27 protein-coding genes are annotated in these 24716 nt (G+C 35.6%); 20 read left to right on the top strand and 7 right to left on the bottom strand.

Annotated elements, in window-relative coordinates; translation table 11 throughout:
• Positions 1-64: 64 nt before the first annotated feature.
• From serS to OZP11_RS15300, 4 genes are all read right to left on the bottom strand, one after another.
• Positions 65-1336, bottom strand: coding sequence for a serine--tRNA ligase (gene serS, locus OZP11_RS15315; protein WP_281231427.1), 1272 nt, complete (start codon positions 1334-1336; stop codon positions 65-67).
• A 175-nt stretch (positions 1337-1511) separates the two neighbouring features.
• The gene (locus OZP11_RS15310; RefSeq protein WP_281231426.1) at positions 1512-2921 is read right to left on the bottom strand and encodes a tetratricopeptide repeat protein; all 1410 of its coding nucleotides are present in this window, start codon (positions 2919-2921) and stop codon (positions 1512-1514) included.
• A gap of 30 nt (positions 2922-2951) precedes the next feature.
• A complete protein-coding gene (locus OZP11_RS15305; protein ID WP_281231425.1) occupies positions 2952-3851 on the bottom strand; it encodes a PA3715 family protein in 900 nt (299 codons plus the stop codon).
• Between the two features lie 229 nt (positions 3852-4080).
• Positions 4081-4623 carry a DMP19 family protein gene (locus tag OZP11_RS15300; protein ID WP_281231424.1) on the bottom strand — a complete coding sequence of 181 codons (543 nt, stop codon included), beginning with the start codon at positions 4621-4623 and terminating at the stop codon, positions 4081-4083.
• A gap of 287 nt (positions 4624-4910) precedes the next feature.
• Between OZP11_RS15300 and OZP11_RS15295 the strand changes: the two genes are divergently transcribed.
• From OZP11_RS15295 to OZP11_RS15275, 5 genes are all read left to right on the top strand, one after another.
• Positions 4911-5345, top strand: a complete 435-nt coding sequence (locus OZP11_RS15295; RefSeq protein WP_281231423.1) for a DUF4231 domain-containing protein — start codon at positions 4911-4913, stop codon at positions 5343-5345.
• Positions 5346-5455: 110 nt separating this feature from the next.
• Positions 5456-5902: a protease complex subunit PrcB family protein gene (locus tag OZP11_RS15290; RefSeq protein WP_281231422.1), complete on the top strand. Its 447-nt coding sequence runs from the start codon at positions 5456-5458 to the stop codon at positions 5900-5902.
• A 98-nt stretch (positions 5903-6000) separates the two neighbouring features.
• On the top strand, positions 6001-6558 hold the full coding sequence (locus OZP11_RS15285) for a YdeI/OmpD-associated family protein (RefSeq protein WP_281231421.1): 558 nt from the start codon (positions 6001-6003) through the stop codon (positions 6556-6558).
• 2 nt (positions 6559-6560) lie between these two features.
• On the top strand, positions 6561-6977 hold the full coding sequence (locus OZP11_RS15280; RefSeq protein WP_281231420.1) for a hypothetical protein: 417 nt from the start codon (positions 6561-6563) through the stop codon (positions 6975-6977).
• A 99-nt stretch (positions 6978-7076) separates the two neighbouring features.
• Positions 7077-7979 (top strand): PhzF family phenazine biosynthesis protein, encoded by a 903-nt coding sequence (locus tag OZP11_RS15275; RefSeq protein WP_281231419.1) that lies wholly within the window; start codon positions 7077-7079, stop codon positions 7977-7979.
• 57 nt (positions 7980-8036) lie between these two features.
• Here the strand turns inward: OZP11_RS15275 and OZP11_RS15270 are convergent, their stop codons facing one another.
• Positions 8037-8264 carry a CDGSH iron-sulfur domain-containing protein gene (locus OZP11_RS15270; RefSeq protein WP_012022943.1) on the bottom strand — a complete coding sequence of 76 codons (228 nt, stop codon included), beginning with the start codon at positions 8262-8264 and terminating at the stop codon, positions 8037-8039.
• Positions 8265-8372: 108 nt separating this feature from the next.
• A complete protein-coding gene (locus OZP11_RS15265) occupies positions 8373-8558 on the bottom strand; it encodes a hypothetical protein (RefSeq protein ID WP_281231418.1) in 186 nt (61 codons plus the stop codon).
• Positions 8559-8709: 151 nt separating this feature from the next.
• On the opposite strand from OZP11_RS15265, the gene metG reads away from it, so the two are divergent.
• The 13 genes from metG to OZP11_RS15200 all read left to right on the top strand — a co-directional run bounded on the left by metG (position 8710) and on the right by OZP11_RS15200 (position 22243).
• Positions 8710-10767, top strand: coding sequence for a methionine--tRNA ligase (gene metG / locus OZP11_RS15260; RefSeq protein ID WP_281231417.1), 2058 nt, complete (start codon positions 8710-8712; stop codon positions 10765-10767).
• A gap of 239 nt (positions 10768-11006) precedes the next feature.
• Positions 11007-11282 (top strand): hypothetical protein, encoded by a 276-nt coding sequence (locus OZP11_RS15255; RefSeq protein ID WP_281231416.1) that lies wholly within the window; start codon positions 11007-11009, stop codon positions 11280-11282.
• Between the two features lie 269 nt (positions 11283-11551).
• Positions 11552-12118 carry an NfeD family protein gene (locus OZP11_RS15250; protein WP_281231415.1) on the top strand — a complete coding sequence of 189 codons (567 nt, stop codon included), beginning with the start codon at positions 11552-11554 and terminating at the stop codon, positions 12116-12118.
• A 10-nt stretch (positions 12119-12128) separates the two neighbouring features.
• A complete protein-coding gene (locus OZP11_RS15245; RefSeq protein WP_281231414.1) occupies positions 12129-13640 on the top strand; it encodes a flotillin family protein in 1512 nt (503 codons plus the stop codon).
• 151 nt (positions 13641-13791) lie between these two features.
• Positions 13792-15228: a hypothetical protein gene (locus OZP11_RS15240; protein ID WP_281231413.1), complete on the top strand. Its 1437-nt coding sequence runs from the start codon at positions 13792-13794 to the stop codon at positions 15226-15228.
• A gap of 124 nt (positions 15229-15352) precedes the next feature.
• Positions 15353-16240: a DMT family transporter gene (locus tag OZP11_RS15235; protein ID WP_281231412.1), complete on the top strand. Its 888-nt coding sequence runs from the start codon at positions 15353-15355 to the stop codon at positions 16238-16240.
• 185 nt (positions 16241-16425) lie between these two features.
• Positions 16426-17133, top strand: a complete 708-nt coding sequence (locus OZP11_RS15230) for an HAD family hydrolase (RefSeq protein WP_281231411.1) — start codon at positions 16426-16428, stop codon at positions 17131-17133.
• On the top strand, positions 17133-17765 hold the full coding sequence (locus OZP11_RS15225; RefSeq protein WP_281231410.1) for a chloramphenicol acetyltransferase: 633 nt from the start codon (positions 17133-17135) through the stop codon (positions 17763-17765). The genes OZP11_RS15230 and OZP11_RS15225 overlap by 1 nt, the downstream gene beginning before the upstream one ends.
• A gap of 106 nt (positions 17766-17871) precedes the next feature.
• The gene (locus tag OZP11_RS15220; RefSeq protein ID WP_281231409.1) at positions 17872-19008 is read left to right on the top strand and encodes an OmpA family protein; all 1137 of its coding nucleotides are present in this window, start codon (positions 17872-17874) and stop codon (positions 19006-19008) included.
• Positions 19009-19127: 119 nt separating this feature from the next.
• Positions 19128-20576 carry a hypothetical protein gene (locus OZP11_RS15215; RefSeq protein ID WP_281231408.1) on the top strand — a complete coding sequence of 483 codons (1449 nt, stop codon included), beginning with the start codon at positions 19128-19130 and terminating at the stop codon, positions 20574-20576.
• Positions 20577-20670: 94 nt separating this feature from the next.
• Positions 20671-21189: a ferritin gene (locus OZP11_RS15210; RefSeq protein ID WP_281231407.1), complete on the top strand. Its 519-nt coding sequence runs from the start codon at positions 20671-20673 to the stop codon at positions 21187-21189.
• 85 nt (positions 21190-21274) lie between these two features.
• Entirely contained in the window at positions 21275-21460 is a 186-nt protein-coding gene (locus OZP11_RS15205; RefSeq protein WP_281231406.1) for a hypothetical protein, read from the top strand.
• Between the two features lie 90 nt (positions 21461-21550).
• Positions 21551-22243 carry a DUF2461 domain-containing protein gene (locus OZP11_RS15200; RefSeq protein ID WP_281231405.1) on the top strand — a complete coding sequence of 231 codons (693 nt, stop codon included), beginning with the start codon at positions 21551-21553 and terminating at the stop codon, positions 22241-22243.
• An 87-nt stretch (positions 22244-22330) separates the two neighbouring features.
• Here the strand turns inward: OZP11_RS15200 and OZP11_RS15195 are convergent, their stop codons facing one another.
• Positions 22331-22663 carry a single-stranded DNA-binding protein gene (locus OZP11_RS15195; RefSeq protein ID WP_281231404.1) on the bottom strand — a complete coding sequence of 111 codons (333 nt, stop codon included), beginning with the start codon at positions 22661-22663 and terminating at the stop codon, positions 22331-22333.
• 174 nt (positions 22664-22837) lie between these two features.
• Between OZP11_RS15195 and OZP11_RS15190 the strand changes: the two genes are divergently transcribed.
• Both OZP11_RS15190 and OZP11_RS15185 read left to right on the top strand, forming a co-directional pair.
• Positions 22838-24367, top strand: coding sequence for a carbon-nitrogen hydrolase family protein (locus OZP11_RS15190; RefSeq protein WP_281231403.1), 1530 nt, complete (start codon positions 22838-22840; stop codon positions 24365-24367).
• Positions 24364-24711, top strand: a complete 348-nt coding sequence (locus tag OZP11_RS15185) for a hypothetical protein (RefSeq protein ID WP_281231402.1) — start codon at positions 24364-24366, stop codon at positions 24709-24711. The genes OZP11_RS15190 and OZP11_RS15185 overlap by 4 nt, the downstream gene beginning before the upstream one ends.
• Positions 24712-24716: the final 5 nt, after the last annotated feature.

Raw genomic sequence — 24716 nt, 5'->3', positions numbered from 1 at the left:
TCTCAGTTTTCAGTTAGTCTTTGAACCGAGACTGAAAACTGAAAACTGTGACTGGAACTAAAAACTAGTTTATAATATCAAATCCGCAATAAGGACGTAAAACTTCCGGGATTACGATTCCTTCCGGAGTCTGGTAGTTTTCTAAAATTCCTGCCAGAACACGTGGCAGTGCCAATGAACTTCCGTTTAGCGTATGTGCCAATTGGTTTTTTCCGTCTTTGTCTTTGAAACGCAATTTTAAACGGTTTGCCTGGAAAGTTTCGAAGTTAGAAACAGAACTAATTTCTAACCAGCGGTCCTGAGCTGTTGAAAACACTTCGAAGTCATAAGTTAAAGCCGAAGTGAATCCCATATCGCCGCCGCAAAGACGTAATATTCTGTATGGTAATTTCAATTCCTGAAGAATGTTTTTTACGTGTTCTACCATTCCGTCTAATGCTGCATAAGAATTATCCGGATGCTCGATACGAACGATTTCTACTTTATCAAACTGGTGCAGACGGTTTAACCCGCGAACGTGTGCTCCGTATGAACCCGCTTCACGACGGAAACATGGCGTATAAGCAGTTTGCAAAACAGGAAGTTCACTTTCGTTTAAAATAACGTCACGGAATAAATTCGTAACCGGAACCTCAGCTGTTGGAATTAAATATAAATCGTCAAGACCTGCGTGGTACATCTGCCCTTCTTTATCCGGCAATTGTCCTGTTCCGTAACCTGAAGCTTCGTTTACCAAATGCGGCACCTGAACTTCGTTGTATCCGGCAGCAGTATTTTTATCTAAAAAGTAATTGATTAAAGCACGCTGTAAACGGGCTCCTTTTCCTTTATAAACAGGAAATCCTGCACCTGTTATTTTTACACCCAGTTCAAAATCGATAATATCGTATTTTTTTACCAATTCCCAGTGAGGCTGTGCGTCTTCGTTCAGAACCGGAATATCGCCTTCCTGAAAAACATTCAGGTTATCATCCGGAGTTTTTCCTTCAGGAACAATATCTGCCGGAAGATTTGGCAAAGTGTATAATTTATTGGTTAACTCAACTGCCAGAGCTTCTGCTTTTTCGTTAAGTTCTTTACTTTTTTCTTTTAATGAAGCTGTTTTTTCTTTTAAGATTTCGGCTTTGGCTTTTTCGCCTGCTTTCATCAATTCGCCAATATCTTTGGACAATTTATTAGATTCAGACAAAGTGTTGTCCAGCTCTACTTGTGCTGCACGACGATTTTCGTCTAATTTAACCACCTCTTCAACAACGCTTTTAGCATCGATATTTCGTTTTGCTAAAGCCTTGATTACTTTCTCCTGATTTTCTCTAATAAATGCAATTTGTAACATAGCTTGATTTTTATAACTATTGTATTTTTTTATAACGGAAGCAAATTTAAGGAAATGTTTTAGAAGATTGAGACAAAGTTTATTCTTAAAGTTATTTCGCAGAGATTCTCTAAGAATACACCAAGATTCACAAAGAATTATTTTAGAACAAACTATATTCAAATTATGTAGAATCCTATTCTTTTATCAATTTAAAAACAGCGTTTTTTTCACCTGAAGTTACTTTCAAAACATAAAATCCGGAATTTAATCCGATGACGTTTATTGATCCATCACTTGATTTTCCTTTTAAAACCGATTTGGATTCGAAATCGAAAAACTCAAAGTCGAAGGTTTTGGAAATAAAATTTTCAACCGAAATCTGAGTCTTTGCCGGATTTGGAGAAACAAAAGCCTTCGTTTCGGCTTGTTTTTCCAGCTGTCGTTTATTGCAGGCGCTTTCAAGAAGATTCTCTAAGTCAAACTGATCGTAAACTAAAGTATAATGGAGTTCTTTTGCTTTTTGGAATAAGGCGCAGGCATCATCATATTTCTTTTGATCGAGATAAATGATTCCGAGATTTTTCATAGCAAACGAATTATTTTTATCTGTTTCTAATGCTGCTTTCAAATCAGCAATCCCTTTTTTAGATTCGCCCAGTTTATGATAAATCAGACCACGGGTTGTTCGTAAATCCCTGCCGCCATTTGCAGATGTTCTTTCCTTAATCGACTTTTCATACTTAAATGCTTTTTCGATATTTTCGAATGCTTTTTGATATTCGCCCGTGTCGCTGTACAATCTGGCCAATGCCCAATAAGCATGAGCATGATCTGGGTTTTCGATTACAATTTTTTCCAGATAATAACGCGCTAAATCATAGGATTTTCTTTGTTGCAATAATGTTGCAAAATTGTATAAAATGCGGTAATCATTGGGCGCATTCGATATGGCTTTGTAATAATAGTGAAAAGCAGAGCCTTCCATTTCGAGTACAGCATATACACTTGCCATACGGTCATAAAGCTTACTCCTAAAAGCAGCAGTTTTCTTTTGAGCCGAATCAGACAAAACCATTTTTTTGTTTTCAGGATCTTTGTCTATCGCAAATTCAACCTTCTTTAAATCTTCAATTGCAAGTGTATTATTTCCCAGACTCACCCCCAGAACACCACGATTGTAAAGATCATTAATGCTGGCTGGATTAAAATTGGTTTTGGTATTAATGTCCCGCAAAAGCTTTAAAGCTTTTTTAACCGATTCTTCCCTGTCTTTATTAAAAGGAAGTTTATGATCTGTCCTGCCGGTCATTTTTCCGTGGAGGAAATTCCACGTAACGAGTTTTTCACCCTGAGGATTGTACTGAAAACAATCGCCGTCTTTTAATCCGTCTTTATCAAAATAAAAAACTTCATTTAGTTTTCCGTTAGAATAATACGTTTTCGAGCTGTCCGGCTTTTTGTCTTCACCGAACCAAATCGCAACCGAAACCGCTTTGTGATCATAAAAATAGCGTGTAACATTTTCAGAGGCTGTTTCTTCTTTTTCCTGCGCTGTAAGGAAAACAGGAAAAAGAAAAACCATAAAAGCCGTTATTCTAAACATTTGTAATTTTAATTTAAACCGGTTTCTGGATTACAAAAACCGGTTTTCATGATCTTTTTTAAAGGAATATGAGTTCCCGTCGTATTTTAATCTTTGAAATTCTTTTTTAAATTTCAAATCGTTCTTTTGTTCTATCTCATGTTCCGGATCTGCTTCTGCCGCTTCCTCATAGGTAAAAACCTTAGAAACAAGCAAATCATAAAACCCATTTGTTTGAGTATCCGAAACGCTGATTCCTGTTTCCAGAGTTTCAATCTGATAGGTTCCGCTTCCGTTTGAATCGCCATTCGCCATTCGTATTGGGTATTCGTATAAGACTTTTTTTATCTGCTTTCCGTCAAAAGTCACGATTGTAAATTTTTCTTCGGAATACATTACTACCCTGCTGTTCGAATACACTTCGGTACTGATAGCAATGGCTGATGTAGTTTCATTAAGCTGCAATAAATCTTTCAGAATATGAGATTTGGAAACCCTAAGGCCTTCATTTTCATAATAACCTAAATTATCATCGATTTCTTCGGCCAGTATTTTACCGTCTTCATTATTTACAAAAACGTATCTTCTTTCATAAAAATTGCCCAGATTCTCTTCACCTTTTTTTGCTTTTTCGGTTTTATTGATGGTGCAGATTACAAAAAAAGTCACTTTATCATTGTAATTGACAGAACTGACATCTTCTGTTTTAATACTGGAATATTTGATTTTTAAGTTTTCGGCGGTTTTTCGCAGCAGACTCAGATTCAATAAATCCGAAGGAACAATGTCTTCGCTTTTTTTGAAAATCAGTTTTTCGACAGCTTTGGGTTTGGAGTCGGTTTGAACTGCCAGCGTTGGAGTTATTTCATCAGAACTTTGTTTTTCATTCTTTCCGCAGGAGCTGAAAAAAAGAAAAATGCCGCTGATAATTAAGTAGGATTTAATTTTCATTGGGTTTATATTTTATAATTAGGGGCATCCAAATATAAAATATTCTGTCTAAGCTTTTTAAATAAAATCAAAAAAATCAGAAAGTTGTGAGAGTTGTTTCGCAAAGATTCACAAAAACGCAGGGAGATTCGCAAAGTTTTATTTAAAAATCCAAAATAATTATACTGCCGGATAATTCATTAAAACATATTCAATTATACTCTAATTCCGCACAATTTTCACAGCGAAACTATCCCCTTTTTATTTCATGTCCGGTAAATTCTTCTAATGTCCTGAAGATTTCTTCTACCGGAAGCGCCTGAAAATCGGGATGGTTTTTTAAGAAAGCCGCATTAAGTTCCATCAGGTTTTCTTCTAATTCAAAAAAAGCATTGTTGTTTAATGCATCACGAACCGGGTTTACGCCATCTAATTTCCCTTTTAGAAATTTCCCCAGTTTAATATTACTCATTATCCTTACTTTTTTGCTTTGTTCCTGAAACAATTCCAGATGTTTTTCGGCACCAATCAGCGCCAAGCCTTCTTCGATAAGTTCGTTTAATTCCTTATTCCAGCCTGAGTTGTAAACAAACTGCGAAAAATTCCCCTCGGTATACTGCGAAAAATAATAATCAAGATAATAACTCGTAAGGGCATCTTCGTGAATCAATTCATCATCGACACCTTCTTCGCGCATTAAATTGATAATCGAAATATTGGAATGAATAACATCTTGAAGATTTTCGCTATTCAATGCCGTTTCTGAAACTAATATTCTGCCGAATTCCTCCATTTTGTTTTGTTTACAGATTTAATGTGCAAAGTTGTAAAAAAACGACGATTTATCTTTTGATTTCGAACACATTCTATTGTTAAAGTTTTTCTTAGCTGTTTCTGTCTAAGAACCAAAGCCTTGTGAAATACTCATAACAAACTTATTAAAAGTTGTAATGATGAAAAACTAATTGCTTTCTGTTCCAAAAAATTGCGTACAAATACTTGTTTAAAAAATTCAAATTATCAATATACTTGCTTGAAAATAAACTATTTGACAGTTAAAAAACATCAAAACTAAAAACTATGAAAATAGAACAATTAAATAAAGACATCCTATATTCTGATATTGAAAACAGAATTGACAGCATTAAAGCAAAAAAAAACATTAACATTACCCTTTTTCGAACAACAAGAGTCGTTGTTTTTATTGCTGGAGCAGTAATTACAATTCTAACTGGCTGGAAAAACGATCTTCCATTTGACAGCGAAAATTGTATTTTAATAATTAGTGCCTCAATTTCAGTCTTAGCGGCAATGGAGGGATTATTTAGTTTTAAAGAAAAGGGTAAAAGTAATAACCTGCTGCTGTTTGAATTACGAAGACTTCGAGATAGAATTTGTTTTGATTTTATAAAAGGCATCTACGAAGAAACCAAAGAAGCACATTTTTTAAAATATCAAGAAATATTAGAAGCTCAAAAAGCATTAATTGAAAATTCAGATAATGATGGAGAATAGTTTTATCAAATATTAATATTTTAAAATAGCACGCAACTTTTAAAAAAAATCACATCTATTTAATAAATAGCATTTTACAATTAAGGCTAATTACTAAAAAACCAAAAACCATGAAACAGATTTTATTTATTTTCACGATTTTATTTATCCTTACGGGTTGCAGCAGTGATGAATCAGAACCATTAAACGTAGAATTTTCAAGTGTTTTTTATGGGGATCATTTCAGCGGAGATTACACTAATCAAAAAGCAAATCTTGTCGTTAAAAACCAAAAACAATTGGATATTTTAATGGAAAAATACAAGCTGGAGCCTAAATCTTGGGAAAACAGTATGCCTCTAAATATTGATTTTAAAAAATATCAAATTATTGCTGTTATTGATCAGGTGAGAAACTATAGTGGTTATTCTATAGATATTACCAAAATTACTCAAACCAATAACCGCATATTTGTTCAAGTAAAACAATTAAAACCCGGAGGTTTAGGAACTGTAATTACACAGCCGTATCATATTGTTCAAATGCCCAAAAGCAATAAAAAAGTGGTTTTCGAATAGAATGTCAAAATATATAAAGTCGTAAAAAACAGCAGTACACTTTTGTTTACTGCTGTTTTATTATATTTTTATACAATGAAATCGAAACGTCATTATTAATGAATCCAACTTTCTTCTCAAACCAGGAAAAGTTCAGAGCATGGTTAGAAAAGCATCACCAAAACGAAACCGAACTTTTAGTGGGGTTTTATAAAGTGAAGAGCAAAAAACCATCTATGTCGTGGTCAGAATCTGTAGATCAGGCACTTTGTTTTGGCTGGATCGATGGTATCCGAAGATCTATTGATGAAGAAAGTTATTCTATCAGGTTTACTCCCAGAAAAAAAACCAGCATCTGGAGTGCCATCAATATCAAAAAAATCGAAAATCTTACCAAAGCCGGATTAATGAAACCCGAAGGTATAAAGGCTTTCGAATTAAGATCTGAAGAAAGATCCAAAATTTATTCGCACGAAAACGAAGCTTATATTCTTGATCCGGAACTCGAAAAACAATTTAAAGCCAATAAAACAGCGTGGGAATATTTTAGTAATCAGGCACCATCCTACAGAAAAGTAGTAATTCATATTATTATGAGTGCCAAACAGGAAAAAACCAGAATTTCGAGATTAGAGAAAGTAATAAAGTTCAGCGCAGAACAAAAACGAATAGTATAAATATGGAAGAAGAACGAGGAAGAATTTTTCAGGATGATACTTTCTTATTTACTGAATTTGACGGTCTAAAATTACAGAAACTGGTCGTTTGTGAAAATCCGGAAACCAAAGAACCCGTTATTGTTTATTTAAAAGTTGAGAATCATAACTGGCATCAGTATTTTCTTGATATCGGTATTGGTTTTTGGGAAGACTGGAATTTTGACGAACTTGAAATTGAAGAAGATGACAGTTTTAGTTATATCGACAAAACCTCCGAGTTTAATCTTTTCGAAAGAACAATCGCCAAAATCTGGTGCGAACCCGAGCAAAACAACAGCAGAATAACCATTGCATTTGAGAGTGGCGAAAAACTTATTTTAAAAACCACTGATCCTGAAACCTTTGATTCTGAAAGCCTGCTTTTAATCATAAAGTAATACTAAAATAACCTATAAAAAATAAATCCTACAAGTAAATACAAGAATAAACCGTAATTTTATTCCTTCAAAAAGTGTTTAGCGCCAAAACAGGAAAGAATGAAGGAAAGAAAAGCATTAGAATATTACGTTTTAGACGTCTTCTCAAACGAAAGTTACAAAGGCAACCCTTTGTCTGTAGTTTTTACAGATGGTAACCTGGATTTAGAAATCTATCAGGACATCTCAAAAGAATTTGGCTATTCCGAAACTTCTTTCATTTACTACTCAAAAGAACAAAAAGCTTTAAAAGTACGTTCGTTTACCCCAACCGGAATCGAAATCGACGGCGCAGGACACAATTTACTGGGGGCTGTTTGCGGCGCACTGCTAAAAAAAATGCCCATTTTTGACGAACAATCCAAGGACAGCACTTTTGTAATAATGAACCATTCGCCAATTCCGGTAACGGTTAGTTTTGATCCCGTTACACAATATCCGGTTGTACAAATGCATCAAAAAACAGCTGTTATCAAACAAGAAATCCCAACTTATAAACTGGCTGTAGCACTGGGTCTTAAAATTGAAGACTTAGACAGCAGCGACTTTGTGCCCACAATTGTAAAAACCGAAGCGGCACACATGATGGTTCCTATTAAAAACAGCAGTATCCTGAACGATTTCGTTCCCGATAACAAACTGCTGATTGAAATTTCGAAAGAATACCAGTCTGAAGGTTTTTATTGTTTTACTATTTCAGACCAAAATCAGGGCAACATTGCCGAAGCCCGATTTTTCAATCCCATAATAGGAATCAATGAAGATCCCGCAACCGGAACTGCAGCAGGTCCACTGATTGGATTTCTAACCCAAAAAAAATACACAAAACTAAATCAGGAATATAAAATTCTCCAAGGCGTTAAGTTAAATCAGCCCTCAATTATCGAAGTCATGAACCGTGAAAATGATATCTTGGTTGGAGGTTCTTCGATTATAACCATGAAAGGGGAACTTTATTTATAAAACAAAAAAAAACTGCATCCTGAAAATGCAGTTTTTTTATATCGAAACTAAAAACACTTAATTCGTTTTCATTGGCGGTAAATCAAACGCAACAGAATCGTGTTCGAAGTTATTTCTGTGTCCGCCATCGCAAAATGGTTTGTTTGCAGATAATCCGCAGCGGCAAAGACCAAGTGCAGATCTTCCCTGTAAACCGTAAAGTGCTCCTTCAGGGTCCATGATTTCAAAATCGCCTTCGATTTTTATCGACCCGTTTTTGTTGATTATTAATTTTGTCTTGCTCATAAAATTTGTTTTTGCTGTTTTTTTGGATGGCAAAGATTGCGAAATATATTTTGAAGATTTTATATGATGGGCTAGTTTAAACTGGTTCTATTTTATGTTTTGGTTCTGCTATTCGTTTTTACCACAGAGATCCTCAAAGAGATTTTCAATTGCCTCCAGTTTTAGCTGGAGGTTATCATAGAAATTAATTTTTAAAAAGGCTTTAGCCAAACTTATTTTTTGGCTAAAGCCGGCTGAAAAATTCCTTTGCAACTCTGCGCCTTTGCGGCTCTGAGAGATTATTTCTTCTCTCAAATAAAATCTCTTTGCGAAACTCCGCGAAAAACCTCTGCGCATCTCTGTGGTAAAAAATGCGAAAAACTTTGCCAATCTCAACGGTAAAAATATTCATGTCAATAAAATCTCAATTCTATTGCTTATTTTTGCACTCAATAAAATTCATATAATGACACAGAATCCAAAAAGATATACCATTACGGCTGCTTTGCCTTATACAAATGGACCAATCCATATTGGACATTTGGCGGGGGTTTACGTGCCGGCAGATATATATTCGAGATATTTAAGATTGCAGGGAAAAGATGTAGCATTTATCTGCGGAAGCGATGAACACGGGGTTGCAATCTCGATGAAAGCCAAAAAAGAAGGAGTTACACCACAGGAAGTTATAGATAAATACGATGGAATTATCCGTAAATCATTCTCAGATTTCGGAATTTCATTCAACAATTATTCAAGAACTTCTGCAAAAATCCATCACGAAACGGCTTCGGAATTCTTTAGAACATTGTATGATAAAGGAGATTTTATTGAAGAAGTTACAGAACAATTATACGATGCAAAAGCAAATCAGTTTTTGGCAGACCGTTTTGTTGTGGGAACTTGCCCTAAATGTGATAATCCGGAAGCTTACGGAGATCAGTGCGAAAAATGCGGATCTACCCTGAACGCAACCGATTTGATCAATCCAAAATCGACTATTACCGGAGAAACTCCAATTTTAAAAGAAACAAAACACTGGTTTTTACCTTTAGATAGATATACTGATTTTTTAACCGAATGGATTTTGGTCGGACATAAAAACGACTGGAAAACCAATGTTTACGGACAAGTAAAATCATGGATCGACGCAGGACTTGAGCCTCGCGCCGTAACACGTGACCTTGACTGGGGAATTGACGTTCCGGTTGAAGGTGCCGAAGGAAAAAAACTTTATGTTTGGTTTGATGCCCCAATTGGCTATATTTCTTCTACAAAAGAATGGGCAGCGCGCGAAGGAAAAGACTGGGAACCGTATTGGAAAGATGAAGAAACGAAATTGGTTCACTTTATCGGAAAAGACAATATTGTTTTCCATTGTATTATTTTCCCGGCAATGTTAAAAGCCGAAGGAAGCTACATTTTACCAGACAACGTTCCGGCAAATGAGTTCCTGAATTTAGAAGGAAACAAACTTTCGACTTCTAAAAACTGGGCCGTTTGGTTACACGAATATTTAGAAGAGTTCCCGGACAAGCAGGATGTTCTGCGTTATGCTTTAACATCAAACGCGCCGGAAACAAAAGATAACGATTTTACATGGAAAGATTTCCAGGCGAGAAATAACAACGAATTGGTTGCTGTTTTCGGAAACTTTGTAAATCGTGTTGTGGTTTTAACCAACAAATATTACGATGGTGTTATCCCGACTCCAAACGAATTGACTGAAATTGATGAAGCAGCTTTAGCTGAATTAAAAGCATATCCGGCCGTGATTTCAAGTTCGGTTGAGCGTTACAGATTCCGCGAAGCTCTTGGCGAATTAATGAATGTTGCCCGTTTAGGAAATAAATATCTGGCAGACGAAGAGCCTTGGAAAGTGATGAAAGACAATCCGGAGCGTGTAAAAACTCAAATGTATGTGGCCTTGCAAATTGCTGCCGCTTTGAGCGTTTTAGCAGAACCGTTTTTACCTTTTACAGCTGCTAAACTTTCAAGAATCCTTAAAAATGAAGGAAACCTGAAATGGTCTGATGTTACAGATAATTCAGAATTAATTGCATCTGGACATAAAATTGGCGAAGCAGAATTACTTTTCGCTAAAATCGAAGACGAAGAAATACAAAAACAAATAGATAAATTGGAAGCAACAAAAACAGCAAATCTTGCCGAAAACAAACAAGCTGAACCGCAAAAAGATTTAATTCAGTTTGAGGATTTTGCGAAAATGGATATTCGTATCGGAACTATTCTTGAGGCAGAAAAAATGCCAAAAGCAAACAAACTCTTAGTTCTTAAAGTAGATACGGGAATCGATGTTCGTACGATTGTTTCAGGAATTGCCGAAAGTTTTTCTCCTGAAGAAATCATCGGAAAACGAGTTTCTGTTTTAGCAAACTTAGCTCCAAGAGCTTTACGCGGTGTTGAAAGTCAGGGAATGATCCTGATGACAACCAATGCAGAAGGAAAACTGGTTTTTGTAAACCCGGATGCTGATGCGCCAAATGGTGCTACAGTGAACTAAGAAGTTCTTTCTAGAATCGAAATATTAAAAACATGAGAAATTTCTCATGTTTTTTACTTTTATATAAGTTTATAATTGTATGTTTGTCTTGCAAAAATACCAGAAGTAATTCTGAACTTAATTAAAGTCAAAATAAGCGAACCCTCGCCATGATGCCCCTATGGAAACTCGGGAAATCTATCCTTCTGGGTATTTTTGCACATCTAAAGCGAGGGTTTCGTGCGTTTAATATTTTCGATATGCAAAAAGAAAATGAAAAAACAACAGAAACGGCTGTAATGACAGCAATGGCACAATTTCTATCAGACATTTGGTTTGAAGATGAAATTAGAGATCAACCGGAACAAATGGCCGAAATTTTCGACGCCATTCTGGTAACTGAAGTTGGCGATTATCAAGATCTTCGTATCAAAATGATCAACTGCAGTAACACGATCAAAACACTGGTAAAAGCACTTGAACCTTTTTCGGATCTGGAAATCAGGAAAGCTTACCAAAAAATGCTCACCGCATAATACCACTCAAAAACAAATTTAATCCCTCTTTTTTCATAATAAAAACAACATTTCCCCTGCCATGATGTCCTATGGAAACTAGGGAAAAAAATTCATTTTGGATATTTCTCATACATCTAAAGCAGGGGGTTTGTTTGTTTTATGGTTTAACTTTTCTGTCTCATAAAAAAGAAGAAACACACAGAAAATCGATTTTTAACATAAATTAGTTTTCTTTCATAAAAAGTAAGATATTAGCAACCAAATGTTATTCGAAAAACCCGATAATTATGGAGCTGTTAGAAAGTTTGCCCGCCTTACTTAAATCCTTTTGGTATATCGCTATTCCAACAAGTTTAATCTTTCTTATTCAAACCATCATTACCTTTTCGGGTCTCGATATTTCGGATGGTCTCGATACCGATTTTGACGGGCATTTTCATGATGGAGATATGGATTTTCAGGTCTTCTCGCTGCGAAACCTCGTCAACTTTCTTTTAGGTTTCAGCTGGACCGGAATTTCATTTTATTCAACAATTGGCGAAAAGCCTTGGTTTCTTATTGTTTTATCTCTTGTTGTAGGCGTTTTGTTTGTGCTTTTGTTTTTCTTCGTAATCAAACAAGTGCAAAAACTGGCCGAAGACAATTCTTTTAAAATCACCAGTACTTTAGACAAAACTGCCGAAGTTTATTTAACAATTCCAGAACACAAAACCGGAAAAGGTAAAATCATGATCAGCGTAAACGGTGCCTATCATGAATTGGAAGCCATGACCGAAAACGAAAGAATTCCGTCCGGCGCAGCAGTAAAAGTGATCAAAATCGAAAACAACATTTTAATTGTAGAAACCATTTAACATAAATAGCATGAACCCAATTATTTTAATTGCAGTTGCGGCAATCGTATTATTCGTAACAATTTCGGCATTAATATCGAGGTACAAACGTTGTCCTTCAGATAAAATCTTAGTTATTTACGGGCGCACCGGCGGTACCTCTGCACGATGTGTACACGGCGGCGGTGCTTTTATCTGGCCGGTTATTCAGGATTATTCATTTCTGGATTTAAAACCGCTTTCGATCGAAGCCAACTTAACCAATGCATTGAGCCGACAAAATATTAGAGTCGATGTTCCGTGCCGATTTACCATTGCAATTTCGACAGAATCAGACAGTATGAACACTGCCGCCGAAAGATTATTAGGCTTATCATCAGAGCAGGTTCAGGAACTGGCAAAAGATATCCTGTTTGGTCAGCTGCGTTTGGTTATCGCAACCATGACTATCGAAGAAATCAACTCAGACCGTGATAAATTCCTTGACAATATTTCGAAAAACGTTGACAGTGAGCTTAAAAAAATTGGTTTAAAATTAATCAACGTAAACGTTACCGATATTAGAGACGAATCAGGTTATATTGAAGCTTTAGGAAAAGAAGCTGCTGCAAAAGCGATCAACGAAGCAAAAATCAGTGTGGCTGAGCAGGAAAAAATCGGGGAAATTGGTAAGGCTCTTGCCGATAGAGAAAAAGATACACAAATTGCAGAAACACACAGAGATCGTGATGTAAAAATCGCAATTACCCAAAAAGATAAAGAAATTAGTATTGCAACAGCATCCAGAGACGAAACTATTGGAAAAGCAGAAGCACAAAGAGATACAAGGGTAAAAACTTCTGAAGCTAATGCGATTGCAATTCAGGGAGAAAACGAGGCCAAAATTGCCATTGCCAATTCTGAGGCGCTTCGTAGAGAAAAAGAAGCAGAATCATTGCGTGTCGCAATAGCGGCCGAAAAAGTACAACAAGCAAAAGCTTTAGAAGAATCGTACATTGCTGAACAGAAAGCTGAGCTGGCACGTTCTGAAAGAGAACGTTCTACCCAAATTGCAAACGTTGTGGTTCCTGCCGAAATTGCTAAACAAAGAGCAATTATCGAAGCACAGGCCGCTGCCGAAACTATTAGAGAAAATGCAAAAGGAGAAGCCGATGCTATTTTTGCAAAAATGGAAGCCGAAGCAAAAGGATTATTTGAAATCTTAACCAAACAAGCCGAAGGTTACAAAGATGTTGTGGCTGCGGCGGGCGGAGATCCAAGCAAAGCGTTCCAGCTTTTATTATTGGAAAAACTTCCTGAACTGGTTAAAACTCAGGTTGAAGCGGTTAAAAATATCAAAATCGATAAAATCACCGTTTGGGATTCAGGAAATGGTCAGGGCGAAAACGGCTCCACAGCCAACTTTGTTTCGGGCATGATGAAAACCGTTCCGCCATTAAACGATTTATTCAATATGGCCGGTTTAAATTTACCAAGTTATTTAAAAGGCGAAGATGCACTGGAAGTTCCTCCAACTATTGAGGTTGAAGAAACGAAAGAGTAAAACTTCTTTCTTAAAATAAAAAAGCGCGAGTCAATTAATCCTGTTAATTGATTCGCGTTTTTTTTACTGAAAATATATTTTCGCATCTATTTCTGTTAAAGAAAAAAGTCAGATATTCGCTTAAAATTTCAGAAAACCAAAAACATAACCAATGTTAAAAAAACTACTAACCAGCTGTTTAGTATTAAGCAGCATAATGGGCTTCTCCCAAGACGTTGTAAACTCTATTCCTGTCGCCCTTAAGAAGAACAGAGATGTTTTTCAAATCGTTAATAATCAGACAAAAGAAACAACCTTATTTGTCAGTGATAAAGAAAAAGTAAAGGCTATCCGCTTAAACAGCCAAATGCAGATTGCAGACAGTATTTCGGCTCCAAGACCAAATATCAAAAAATATGTCCGCATGATTGGCTACAACCTAAACAATACTAACTCAAGATTGTACTGGTCATCTGTAGATTTCGACGAAATATTTTCTCAGTATTTCGACTTTACTTCCCGCCAAATCACCACTCAGGAATACACACTGCCTTTAAAAGACGAGAAAGTCCTGCAAAAATTCAGTAAAGATGATACGTTCTACCTTTTGAGTGTTCTTAAAAAAAGTAACACTTTTAAATTACATATTTTCGACCAAAATGGTAAACATGAAGAAAAATCAATCGAATTAAAAGATTTTCATTTCTTTGACGCCATGTATAAAAGAACCAATCTCTACGGTGTTTTAGAAGAAAAATTTCTTCCGTTTGAAGCGCCGTTTTCACTCAAATACATTGCCCCGGAAAACCTGACATCAATAACAGATGGTGCTTTCAAAAGAAAATGTTATTTTGACGGCAAAGAGATTGTAATTACCATAGATACAAACATCGATTATACACAAGTAATAATCTTAGATCTTAAAAACTTTACAGGTACAGAAAAACTCCTAAAAAAACCTCTAATCCAGTCTGATTACCGCACAGATCTGAATTCAAATTCTTTTTATTTTGACAAAAAAATCTACCAGATTAAATCGTCATCTGACCGTTTCTATTTCAGCATAAAAGATTTAGATGATAATGTATTGAAAGATTTTACAGCCTACGCATCTAAACCAATCGAGTTTAAAAATTCAGAAATAAATCAGGAAAGCAGCGGAAGCAAAAGGGTTCTGGAAAACAGCTCTCAGTTTATTAGAAAACTAAACAACCTCAACTCTGGTCTTTCCTGTTATCAGTTAGGAGACAAAACTTTAATTACAATTGGAAGTGTTTCTGAAGCAGGAAACGGTGGTTCCCAAGCGGTTCTTGGTCAATTTGGTCTTGTTGGCGCTCTTCTTTATATTGCCCTTACAAACCCAACAATGGACAGTTTTAATTCGTATGCAAACCGAAAAGTAGTTAAAATTGATGCTTTATTTGATAGAGATAATAATCATATCGCAGGAGATGTCCCAACATTAGCCTACGATAAAATCCGAACTTTTTTTGAGAAAAACACCGATATATCTTCGCAGACTTTATTTAAAATGGATGACAATTATTACGTTGGTTATTATGACAATAAAACCAAAGAATATACAATTAGAAAATTTACTGATCAGTAGAAACGCATATATGTTATAATCAAAACGCGAACCAATTACCATTTTTAATTGATTCGCGTTTTTTACTTTCAAAGTATTCGTTTTCTCAACTATCTTTGAAAATTAATACAAGAATAAATTCACAATGAAAATTACCAAACCTAGATTGGCATTAATCTGCGGTATACTCTGCATTTCGATTTTTCCGATACTGGTAAAACTGCGTTTAACACCCGGATTAATTTCGGCTTTTTACCGAATGTTATTTGCGGTGACACTGCTTTTGCCCTATGTGCTTTTCAGCAGAAGCTTTAAAATTCCGACTTTAAAGTTTACACTTTTGGCAGCACTTTGCGGTATTTTGTTTGCTTCAGATGTTGCAGTTTGGAATATCGCCATTCAGGAATCAAGCGCGACCCAGGCTTCGCTGCTGACTAATTTATCTCCGGTTTGGGTTGGCATTGGGTCTTTCTTCTTTTTAAAAACAAAACCTGCCGTAAATTTCTGGATTGGGACTCTTTTTGCCTTATTAGGAATGATCACTTTGGTTGGTTTTGATTTTTTTATCGAACTCAATTTTAATCAGGCGTTTTTGTTTGCAGTTTTATCAGGAATCTTGTATTCGATTTACCTTTTAATCAGCAAAAACGTATTGTCGCAAGTTGATGTCTTGTCGTTTATGACCATCAGTTTAACAGCTTCAAGTATTTATTTGGGTATTTTGTGCCTGAGTCTGGATCAGCCTTTCACCGGGTTTTCAGATACGGGCTGGTTTGTACTTCTTTTACAAGCTGTAATTTGTCAATTGTGTGCCTGGCTTTCTATCAGCTATGCCACACAGCACATGCGTGCCACGAGAGTTTCATTAAGTTTATTAAGCCAGGCCGTAATTACGTCTGTTTTGGCTTGGATGTTCTTAGAAGAAAAAATAACTTTACAAATGGTTTTTGGCGGTATCATATTACTTTTCGGAATCCGAATTACTTTTTACGATAAAACCATTTCTTTAAAAAGATTGTTTTCTAAAAGCTAATTAAAATATTGTCTCCTTTTGGGTAAATTTAATTTAAAAAAACTAGTCCAAATTCGTGAGATATAGCTTAAAAAGTTTCACGCAGATTTAAAAAACTCGTGAATTGCTTTGCCTGTTCGCTATCGCTCGGGTCGTGGCAAAAAACCTGAAACTTGAAACAAGTAAAAACTTGAAACAAAAAAACAATGTTACATAAAAGCAAAATACCAAACTTAAAAGTAATCGCCTTTGATGCCGATGATACTTTATTTGTAAACGAACCCTACTTTCAGGAAACCGAACATAAATTCTGCGCTTTGATGGAAGATTATCTTTCGCATCAGGGAATTTCGCAGGAACTATTCAAAATTGAAATAGCCAATCTGCCTTTATACGGTTATGGAATCAAAGGTTACATCCTCTCGATGATCGAAGCTGCAATGAATATTTCGAACAATACCATTCCTGTTGAAGTCATTGAAAAAATCATTCAGTACGGAAAAGAACTGCTTGAAAAACCCATCGAACTCTTGGACGGAATCGAAGAAACGCTGCAGGCACTTCACGGAAAATACAAACTGGTTGTGGCTACAAAAGGCGATTTAAAAGATCAGCACAGTAAATTGCACCGTTCCGGTTTAGGGCATTATTTTCACCACATCGAAGTCATGTCAGACAAACAGGAAATCGACTATCAAAAACTCCTTGGCCGTTTGGATATTCAGGCACATGAATTTTTAATGATAGGCAATTCATTAAAATCAGATGTGCTTCCGGTTTTGGGTATTGGCGGATATGCCGTTCATATTCCGTTTCACACCACTTGGGAACACGAAAAAATAAACCATAAAGTCGAGCATAAACATTTCAGCTCCTTTGAAAAGATTACCGAGGTAGTCCACAATTTACTATAATGAAAACACTTTTAGACTTAGAAAACTGGAACAGAAAAGAACATTTTGCCCATTTCAGCAAAATGGAAGAACCATTTTTTGGTGCCACTGTCGAAATTGACTGTACTAAAGCTTACCAAACGGCCAAAGAAATGAACACTTCTTTCTTCATTTTCTATCTGCATAAAACCTTAACCGCTGTAAATTCGATTGAGAATTTCAAGTACCGAATTTCAGAAAACCAGATATACATCAACGATCGTATCGATGCATCGGCCACTATTGGCCGCGAAGACGGCACTTTTGGATTTTCTTTAATTGAATATAATCCCGATTATAAAATCTTTGAAAAAAATGCTTTAGCCGAAATCAAACGCGTTCAAAACACTACCGGACTTTTTACCAGATCTTTTGATGATGATAATCTGATTCACTTTTCGGCTATTCCGTGGTTAAACTTTACTTCGCTTTCTCATGCCCGAAGCTTTACTTTTCCGGACAGCTGCCCCAAGATTTCTTTTGGAAAAATGATGACTTCCGAGTCAGGAAAACGTACTATGAACATGTCAGTGCACGTTCATCATGGATTAATGGACGGTTTACATCTGGGCAGGTTAGCAGACTGTTTTCAGGAACAGATGAACACAAAATAACTTTAACACATCGAATGTCTTATTTTGATACTCTAATAACTTTTAGTGTACAAATCCAGCCCTAATATGTCGTTGGTTTGAGGAAAAATTTAAAACTCAAATTTCAATGAAAAAATCTGTAATTATTCTTGCATTTGCTCTAGGCCTTACAGGTATGAATGCGCAGACAGAAGGTAATACTTCGAAAAATTTTAATAAGTGGTCTCTTGAATTGGCCGGCGGGGTAAATAAACCTCAAAAACCTTTTTCTGATGGTTACTACACAAGTACTCCAAGTCCGTGGGTTGGTGATTTTGGAATTCGTTATATGTTTAACAACAAATTTGGTTTAAAAGCCGATGTAGGTTACAACAGTTTAACAAACAAAAAAAACTCTTTAGAATTTAATTCAAAATACTACAGAGCAGACTTACAAGCCGTTGCAAACTTAGGACGCATTATGAATTTTGAAACCTGGACTAATACAATCGGATTATTAGGACATACCGGTTTTGGCTACTCTCAATTAAGAAGTGATAGTTTTAGCGGAGCTGACGAAATGCTTAACTTTATTGCTGGTGTTACGGGACAAATCAAACTGTCAAACAGAATTGCATTAACCGGAGATTTCTCTGCAATTTTTAATGCATCTCAGGATCGTTCTTTTGACGGCGTTTATCTTCCAGACAACAGAGGATTCTCAGGAGTATTATTCAACGCTACTGTAGGTTTGAATGTGTATTTAGGAAAACACAGCAAACATGCTGACTGGGTTGTAATGGATAACAATTCAAATAACGCTGATCTTTCTGCGCTAGAAAATAAAGTGGCACAGCTTGAAGAACAAGTTAAAAAAGTTCCTGAAAAAGTGATTGTTGAAAAACCTGTTACAACGACTATCGTAAGCGATAAAGATATCGTAAGAGAAATGATCGACAGCAAGTATTACAGTGTTTACTTTGATTTCAACAAAGCTACGCCAATTGAAAACTCAACTGCTGCGATTGATGCAGTTTTAACTTATTTAAGAAAAAATCCATCTGCGAATCTTGACATCATTGGATATGCAGATCAGGTTGGAAGCTCTGAATACAACGAAAAACTGTCAAACAAAAGAGCTCAAAACGTAAAAACTATTCTTGAAAAAGCTGGAATTTCATCTTCAAGATTAAATGTGGTTGCCGGTGGTGCTGACACATCAATCCAAAAAGATTCTGAAGAAGCTAGAAGACTGGCTAGAAGAGTAACTTTTAAAGTGAAATAATTTCTTTTAAAACCAAAAAACAGGTCCGCGAGATGAATTCTTGCGGACTTTTTTTATTGCGTACATTTCTGCCGGTTTTATTTCATTAAATTTGGAATAATATTTGTGCCTGTAAAAACATGAAAAAACTATTCCTATTTTTTCTTTTGTCTTCTCAATCCATTCTGTTTAGTCAGACCGTTTTGAATTCATTTCCATTGAATCTCAATCTGTCTGAAGCACAGCTTTTGAATATCGAAGATGTAAAAACACATGATGTATATGTTTTTGCCTCAGACAACAAGAACATCAATATTTTAAAATACAATCAATCCTTATTTCTCACCAGTCAGTTTACAGATTCTATACGATATGCCGCAGACCGTGTTTTGCTGGGTTATAGTATTGGAGCAGATAAGGCCCCGTTGTTGTACTGGAGTTCGTCTAACTTGAGAAACATCAGAATAATCAAATATTTTACCGAAACCAAAACAACAAGATCCCTAAATTTTGATTTCCCCGAAGCACATGATTATATACTTGCCTCTTTCCAAAAAAACAATATTTTCTATATTTTGGCAAAAGAAAAAGCCCAACAGCACCTTCTTCTGTATAAATTCGAAAACGGAAACTGCGAAATAAAAATGTTCGACTTCTCGCCTTTTACCTTTCAGAACGGAAGAGGTCAAAGCTTTTCATTCACCACACTGATACGCTATTATCCAATTCAGATGATGGAGTCAGACGATTTTAATTCGATCGACAAAACTTCTAATATCAACAAATTATACGTTTTGGATGATCGCCTTATCCTGACATTGGATTATAATTCAAAAAAAACACAGGTTTTTGATCTTAACATGGAAACGGCAGAAATTACCGAAAAAACGTTCGACCTTCCTGTTTCTGTAAAACCATCCCGAACTGCAAATTCATTTTACAGCGATAAAAAACTGTTTCAAATGACGGCGAACAAAGATCAGTTTTTGTTTACCATCAAAGATTATGATACCGGAAAGACAATTAAAAGCAGCTCTATTTCAAAAAATGATACGATACAGTTTAAAAACTCACCGTTTTTTATTCAAAACAACAACAATAGGCCCCAGGAGTTAAAAACGACAGCTAAATTCCTGAGGAACTTAGCTGATTTGAGCGCCGGAATTTCGGTTATTAAAAACAACAAAAACAATTTTATAACCTTTGGCGGTTTTGTAGAATATGTCGATTCTGATTATATGTACAATACTGATGAAATTTTTAATTTTTCAGGTATGCGTTCACTTAGCAGAATGGTCTATTTTGATGCAATGCTCAATGAAAACTACGATTTTGTAAAAGATGTAAAATCAGAACCATTGGCGGTAGACAATTTGTTTTATTACTTAAACGTCAACAAAGGCATGATGCTGCAAAACAGCCTGAAGCTTAAAGACTATTATATTTTAAGTTATTACGATATTGCTTCGAAACAATTTATCATGAGGAAATTCACAAACGGTTTTGTGAACGAAGACAACGGAAACCCGATCATGAATAAGTCAATATTTTCGAGACCGGCATCTTTTGAGGATATTAAACAGCCGTAAATGATCTGGATTTAATTCAAATGCTGCCATGTTTTCGGACTTTGAAAAAATGGTTCGGATTATTTTTTTTAATTTTACCAAAAAGACACAAATTATGCTATCAAAAAATATTGAATCAGCTTTAAACAAGCAAATCCGCATAGAAGCAGAATCTTCGCAAACTTATCTTTCTATGGCTTGTTGGGCTGAAGTACACGGATTAGAGGGAATCGCTCAGTTTATGTACACACAGTCAGACGAAGAAAGAGCGCACATGCTTAAATTGGTAAAATATGTAAATGAACGTGGAGCACACGCTCAGATTACAGATTTAAAAGCGCCTAGAATATCATACTCCACCTTCAAAGAAATGTTTGAGGAGCTTTACAATCATGAACTTTTTGTTTCGAAATCTATCAACGAGTTGGTACACATTACTTTTGAAGAAAAAGATTATGCAACACATAATTTCTTACAATGGTATGTTTCTGAACAAATCGAGGAAGAAGCTACAGCTAAATCTATTCTGGACAAAATTAACCTGATTGGTGAAGACAAAGGCGGGCTTTATTTGTTTGACCGTGATATTCAGCAGTTAACAGTTACAAGTTCTATTGCTATTAATCCAAAATAAAAATAGTTAAAGTTTATTTAGAACACATAAAAATAACTTTTTTCATTTATATTTGTCTCTGTTTTTACATAATACCAGAGGAAAATTGAGCAAGAAAGAAAAAGATAAGGACAAAAAAAAGGATAAAAAGAAACAAAAGAATAAAGATATCCTTGACAAAATCAAGAAGATTGAAAATTGTAAATCTTCTTGTTGTGAGAAATACAAAAAAAGTGAAAAGAAACGCTGCTCACGATGTCCTATGTTTGATTTACTTAAAAAAACGGCTTAACACAATATAACAAAAACCCACCGGATTTCTTTGGTGGGTTTTTTAGTTTTAAATTGCATCATCTTTTCAATTTAAAGATTTCAATTTTATATGGAAAACCCAATTACTATACCTAAATCCAGTCTTGATTTTTTACAACAACTTAAACTTAATAACAACAAACCGTGGTTTGATGAACATAAACCTGAATATTTGATTGAATTAAATCATATTCAGAATTTTGCCGATGCTTTGCTGAAAGCGCTTTCTAAAACGGATGTACTTGAAAATGCATCCGGCAAAAAAAGCGTATACCGCATTTATCGTGACATTCGTTTTTCTAAAGACAAAACGCCTTTTAAAACTTTTTGGGGAGGCAGTTACACACGTGCAACCGCAGCAAGACGCGGCGGTTACTATTTTCATCTGGAAAAAGGAAACAGTTTTCTTGCCGGAGGTTTCTGGGGTCCCAACGCAGCCGATTTAAAACGCATTAGAGCTGAATTTGATCTTGATCCGGAAACGTTTCAGAAAATATTAAATTCAAAATCTTTTAAAAACACTTTTGGAACTTTACAAGGTGAACAGCTTAAAACGACGCCTAAAGGTTTTGATCCTAATCATCCTGCAATTGATCTGCTCCGGTTTAAACAGTTTTTGATCATGAAACACTTTACAGATGATGAAGTATTGAGCTATGAATTTTTAGGACAGGCTCTGGAAACATTCAAAAACATGAGACCATTTTTTGATTATATGAGCGAAGTGCTTACAACCGATACAAACGGAGTTTCGATTTTATAAATATGTTTCAGCATAAAACAAAACCCGACAGGTTTTAAAAACCTGTCGGGTTTGATACTTATAAACAATTTTTTGCGGCGTTTAATCTTATTTACTCAACAGCAAAATTTCGTTTACAACTACTTCGGTAACGTACTTTTTCTCTCCATTTTTGTCATCGTAACTTCTGTGTGTTAATTTTCCGTCTATTGCGACCTCTTTACCTTTTACCACATACTTTTCGATAATTTCTGCTGTTTTTCCCCAGGCAGTTAAGCGGTGCCATTCGGTCTGCTCTACTTTTTCTCCTCTTTCATTTTTGTAAAAATCATTTGTCGCGATCGTAAAATGAGCGAGTTTTTTTCCGTTTTCTAAAGTTTTAATTTCCGGATCGTTTCCTGCATTACCAATTAATTGTACTCTGTTTTTCATTGCATTCATGGCGTATATTATTTTAAATGTTTATATAAAATCGTTGATCAGATTCAACACTGCAAAATTGCGCTGATCCCTCAGAATTATTCGGTTGTAAACTAATTACTTTCGGTTGTAATTATTTGTAAGCGTTTGTAAATGGAAATTATTTTCGCTATATTTGAGATAAATCGTACATATATGCAGACAGAAATTAAAAAAGTTGAGTTACGAAACCTTGCGTTTGAAGATTACAAACAATTGAAAAATTCAATGGTTGAATCGTATCCTGAAATGGCAAACTCCTACTGGAGATCTAATGATATAAAAAAACTGCTTTCTATTTTTCCTGAAGGACAATTGGTAATCCTGGTTGACGGCGTCGTGGTAGGATCGGCATTATCGCTGATTGTCGATGAAAAATTAGTTGACAAAAGACACAATTACCGACAAATTATCGGCGATTATACTTTCTCTACCCACAATCCTGATGGTGAAATTTTATACGGAATCGATGTATTCATCCATCCTAATTACCGCGGTCTGCGTTTAGGCCGGCGTTTATACGATGCCAGAAAAGAGCTTTGCGAACAGCTGAACTTAAAAGCCATTGTTTTTGCCGGACGAATCCCAAATTACAATCAATATGCTAAAAAGCTTTCGCCCAGAAATTATATTGAAAAAGTAAAAGACAAGGAACTTCATGATCCCGTGCTTTCTTTTCAGTTAAGCAATGATTTCCACGTTCTTCGTGTCATCAAAAATTATCTTGAAGGCGATGAAGAATCAAAAGAGTTCGCGGTTCTTCTGGAATGGAACAATGTGTATTACGAAGAAAATCCAAAACTGATTAATTCTGAAAAAAGTATTATTCGTTTAGGTCTTATCCAGTGGCAGATGCGCCAGCTGAACAATGTCGAAGCACTTTTTGAACAGGCGGAGTTTTTTATCGATGTCGTTTCGGGTTATGGAAGTGATTTCGCTCTTTTTCCGGAACTTTTTACCGCTCCGTTAATGGCAGATTTTAATCATTTGTCTGAAGCCGAAGCAATCAGGGAACTGGCACGACATTCAGATCCTATCAGAAAGCGTTTTCAGGAATTTGCCATCTCTTACAACATCAATATTATAACCGGAAGCATGCCTCATCTCGAAAATGGGATTTTATACAATGTTGGATTTTTATGCAAAAGGGATGGAACTTCTGAAATGTATTACAAGATCCATATCACACCAAACGAAGTTCATCATTGGGGAATGAAGGGTGGCTCTGAGTTTAAAACCTACGATACCGACTGTGGTAAAATTGGAATCTTAATTTGTTATGACGTCGAATTCCCTGAACTGTCAAGATTACTGGCAGATGAAGGAATGAATATTCTTTTTGTGCCATTTTTAACTGATACACAAAATGCTTACACCCGTGTAAAACATTGTTCGCAGGCACGTGCTATAGAAAACGAATGTTATGTGGCCATCGCCGGATGCGTGGGGAATCTTCCAAAAGTAAACAACATGGATATTCAGTATGCTCAGGCATCGGTATTTACACCGTCTGATTTTGCTTTCCCGAGTAACGGAATAAAAGCAGAAGCAACGCCAAACACAGAAATGACTTTAATTGTAGATATCGACCTAAACTTACTAAAAAACCTTCATGAACACGGAAGCGTAAGGATTTTAAAAGATAGACGAACAGATTTGTATCAAATTAATAAAACAAGCAAATGAGAACGTGTCTCGAATGTTCTGAAAAATTAGTAGGCAGGGAAGATAAAAAGTTCTGCTCAGATAACTGCCGGAATGCGTACAACAACAAAATAAACAAAGACAGCAATAATTACATGCGAAATGTAAATAATAAATTACGAAAAAATTACCGTATTTTGTCAGAGTTAAATGTTGATGGAAAATCGAAAGCAACACGGGAGAAAATGATCAATAAAGGCTTTGATTTTGATTTCTTTACTAATATATTGCACACCAAAACGGGTAATACTTACTATTTCCTGTATGACCAGGGATATCGGTCTTTGGACAATGATTATTATATGCTTGTTAAAAAAGAAATTTAGTTGTA

Origin of the sequence: Flavobacterium gelatinilyticum, assembly GCF_027111295.1 — a bacterium.
GTDB classification, from domain to species: Bacteria; Bacteroidota; Bacteroidia; order Flavobacteriales; family Flavobacteriaceae; genus Flavobacterium; species Flavobacterium gelatinilyticum.
Note: the sequence above shows the minus strand (reverse complement) of the source record. Positions and strands in the feature narration are given on the sequence as shown.

Coding starts and splice junctions, on each gene's coding strand:
- OZP11_RS15290 (WP_281231422.1), top strand. CDS start 5,456: ATGAAACAGATTTTATTTATTTTCACGATTTTATTTATCCTTACGGGT.
- OZP11_RS15250 (WP_281231415.1), top strand. CDS start 11,552: ATGGAGCTGTTAGAAAGTTTGCCCGCCTTACTTAAATCCTTTTGGTAT.
- OZP11_RS15240 (WP_281231413.1), top strand. CDS start 13,792: ATGTTAAAAAAACTACTAACCAGCTGTTTAGTATTAAGCAGCATAATG.
- OZP11_RS15305 (WP_281231425.1), bottom strand. CDS start 3,851: ATGAAAATTAAATCCTACTTAATTATCAGCGGCATTTTTCTTTTTTTC.
- OZP11_RS15185 (WP_281231402.1), top strand. CDS start 24,364: ATGAGAACGTGTCTCGAATGTTCTGAAAAATTAGTAGGCAGGGAAGAT.
- OZP11_RS15230 (WP_281231411.1), top strand. CDS start 16,426: ATGTTACATAAAAGCAAAATACCAAACTTAAAAGTAATCGCCTTTGAT.
- OZP11_RS15225 (WP_281231410.1), top strand. CDS start 17,133: ATGAAAACACTTTTAGACTTAGAAAACTGGAACAGAAAAGAACATTTT.
- OZP11_RS15210 (WP_281231407.1), top strand. CDS start 20,671: ATGCTATCAAAAAATATTGAATCAGCTTTAAACAAGCAAATCCGCATA.
- OZP11_RS15270 (WP_012022943.1), bottom strand. CDS start 8,264: ATGAGCAAGACAAAATTAATAATCAACAAAAACGGGTCGATAAAAATC.
- OZP11_RS15235 (WP_281231412.1), top strand. CDS start 15,353: ATGAAAATTACCAAACCTAGATTGGCATTAATCTGCGGTATACTCTGC.
- serS (WP_281231427.1), bottom strand. CDS start 1,336: ATGTTACAAATTGCATTTATTAGAGAAAATCAGGAGAAAGTAATCAAG.
- OZP11_RS15245 (WP_281231414.1), top strand. CDS start 12,129: ATGAACCCAATTATTTTAATTGCAGTTGCGGCAATCGTATTATTCGTA.
- OZP11_RS15310 (WP_281231426.1), bottom strand. CDS start 2,921: ATGTTTAGAATAACGGCTTTTATGGTTTTTCTTTTTCCTGTTTTCCTT.
- OZP11_RS15255 (WP_281231416.1), top strand. CDS start 11,007: ATGCAAAAAGAAAATGAAAAAACAACAGAAACGGCTGTAATGACAGCA.
- OZP11_RS15195 (WP_281231404.1), bottom strand. CDS start 22,663: ATGAATGCAATGAAAAACAGAGTACAATTAATTGGTAATGCAGGAAAC.
- OZP11_RS15275 (WP_281231419.1), top strand. CDS start 7,077: ATGAAGGAAAGAAAAGCATTAGAATATTACGTTTTAGACGTCTTCTCA.
- OZP11_RS15215 (WP_281231408.1), top strand. CDS start 19,128: ATGAAAAAACTATTCCTATTTTTTCTTTTGTCTTCTCAATCCATTCTG.
- OZP11_RS15285 (WP_281231421.1), top strand. CDS start 6,001: ATGAATCCAACTTTCTTCTCAAACCAGGAAAAGTTCAGAGCATGGTTA.
- OZP11_RS15220 (WP_281231409.1), top strand. CDS start 17,872: ATGAAAAAATCTGTAATTATTCTTGCATTTGCTCTAGGCCTTACAGGT.
- metG (WP_281231417.1), top strand. CDS start 8,710: ATGACACAGAATCCAAAAAGATATACCATTACGGCTGCTTTGCCTTAT.
- OZP11_RS15295 (WP_281231423.1), top strand. CDS start 4,911: ATGAAAATAGAACAATTAAATAAAGACATCCTATATTCTGATATTGAA.
- OZP11_RS15300 (WP_281231424.1), bottom strand. CDS start 4,623: ATGGAGGAATTCGGCAGAATATTAGTTTCAGAAACGGCATTGAATAGC.
- OZP11_RS15200 (WP_281231405.1), top strand. CDS start 21,551: ATGGAAAACCCAATTACTATACCTAAATCCAGTCTTGATTTTTTACAA.
- OZP11_RS15280 (WP_281231420.1), top strand. CDS start 6,561: ATGGAAGAAGAACGAGGAAGAATTTTTCAGGATGATACTTTCTTATTT.
- OZP11_RS15190 (WP_281231403.1), top strand. CDS start 22,838: ATGCAGACAGAAATTAAAAAAGTTGAGTTACGAAACCTTGCGTTTGAA.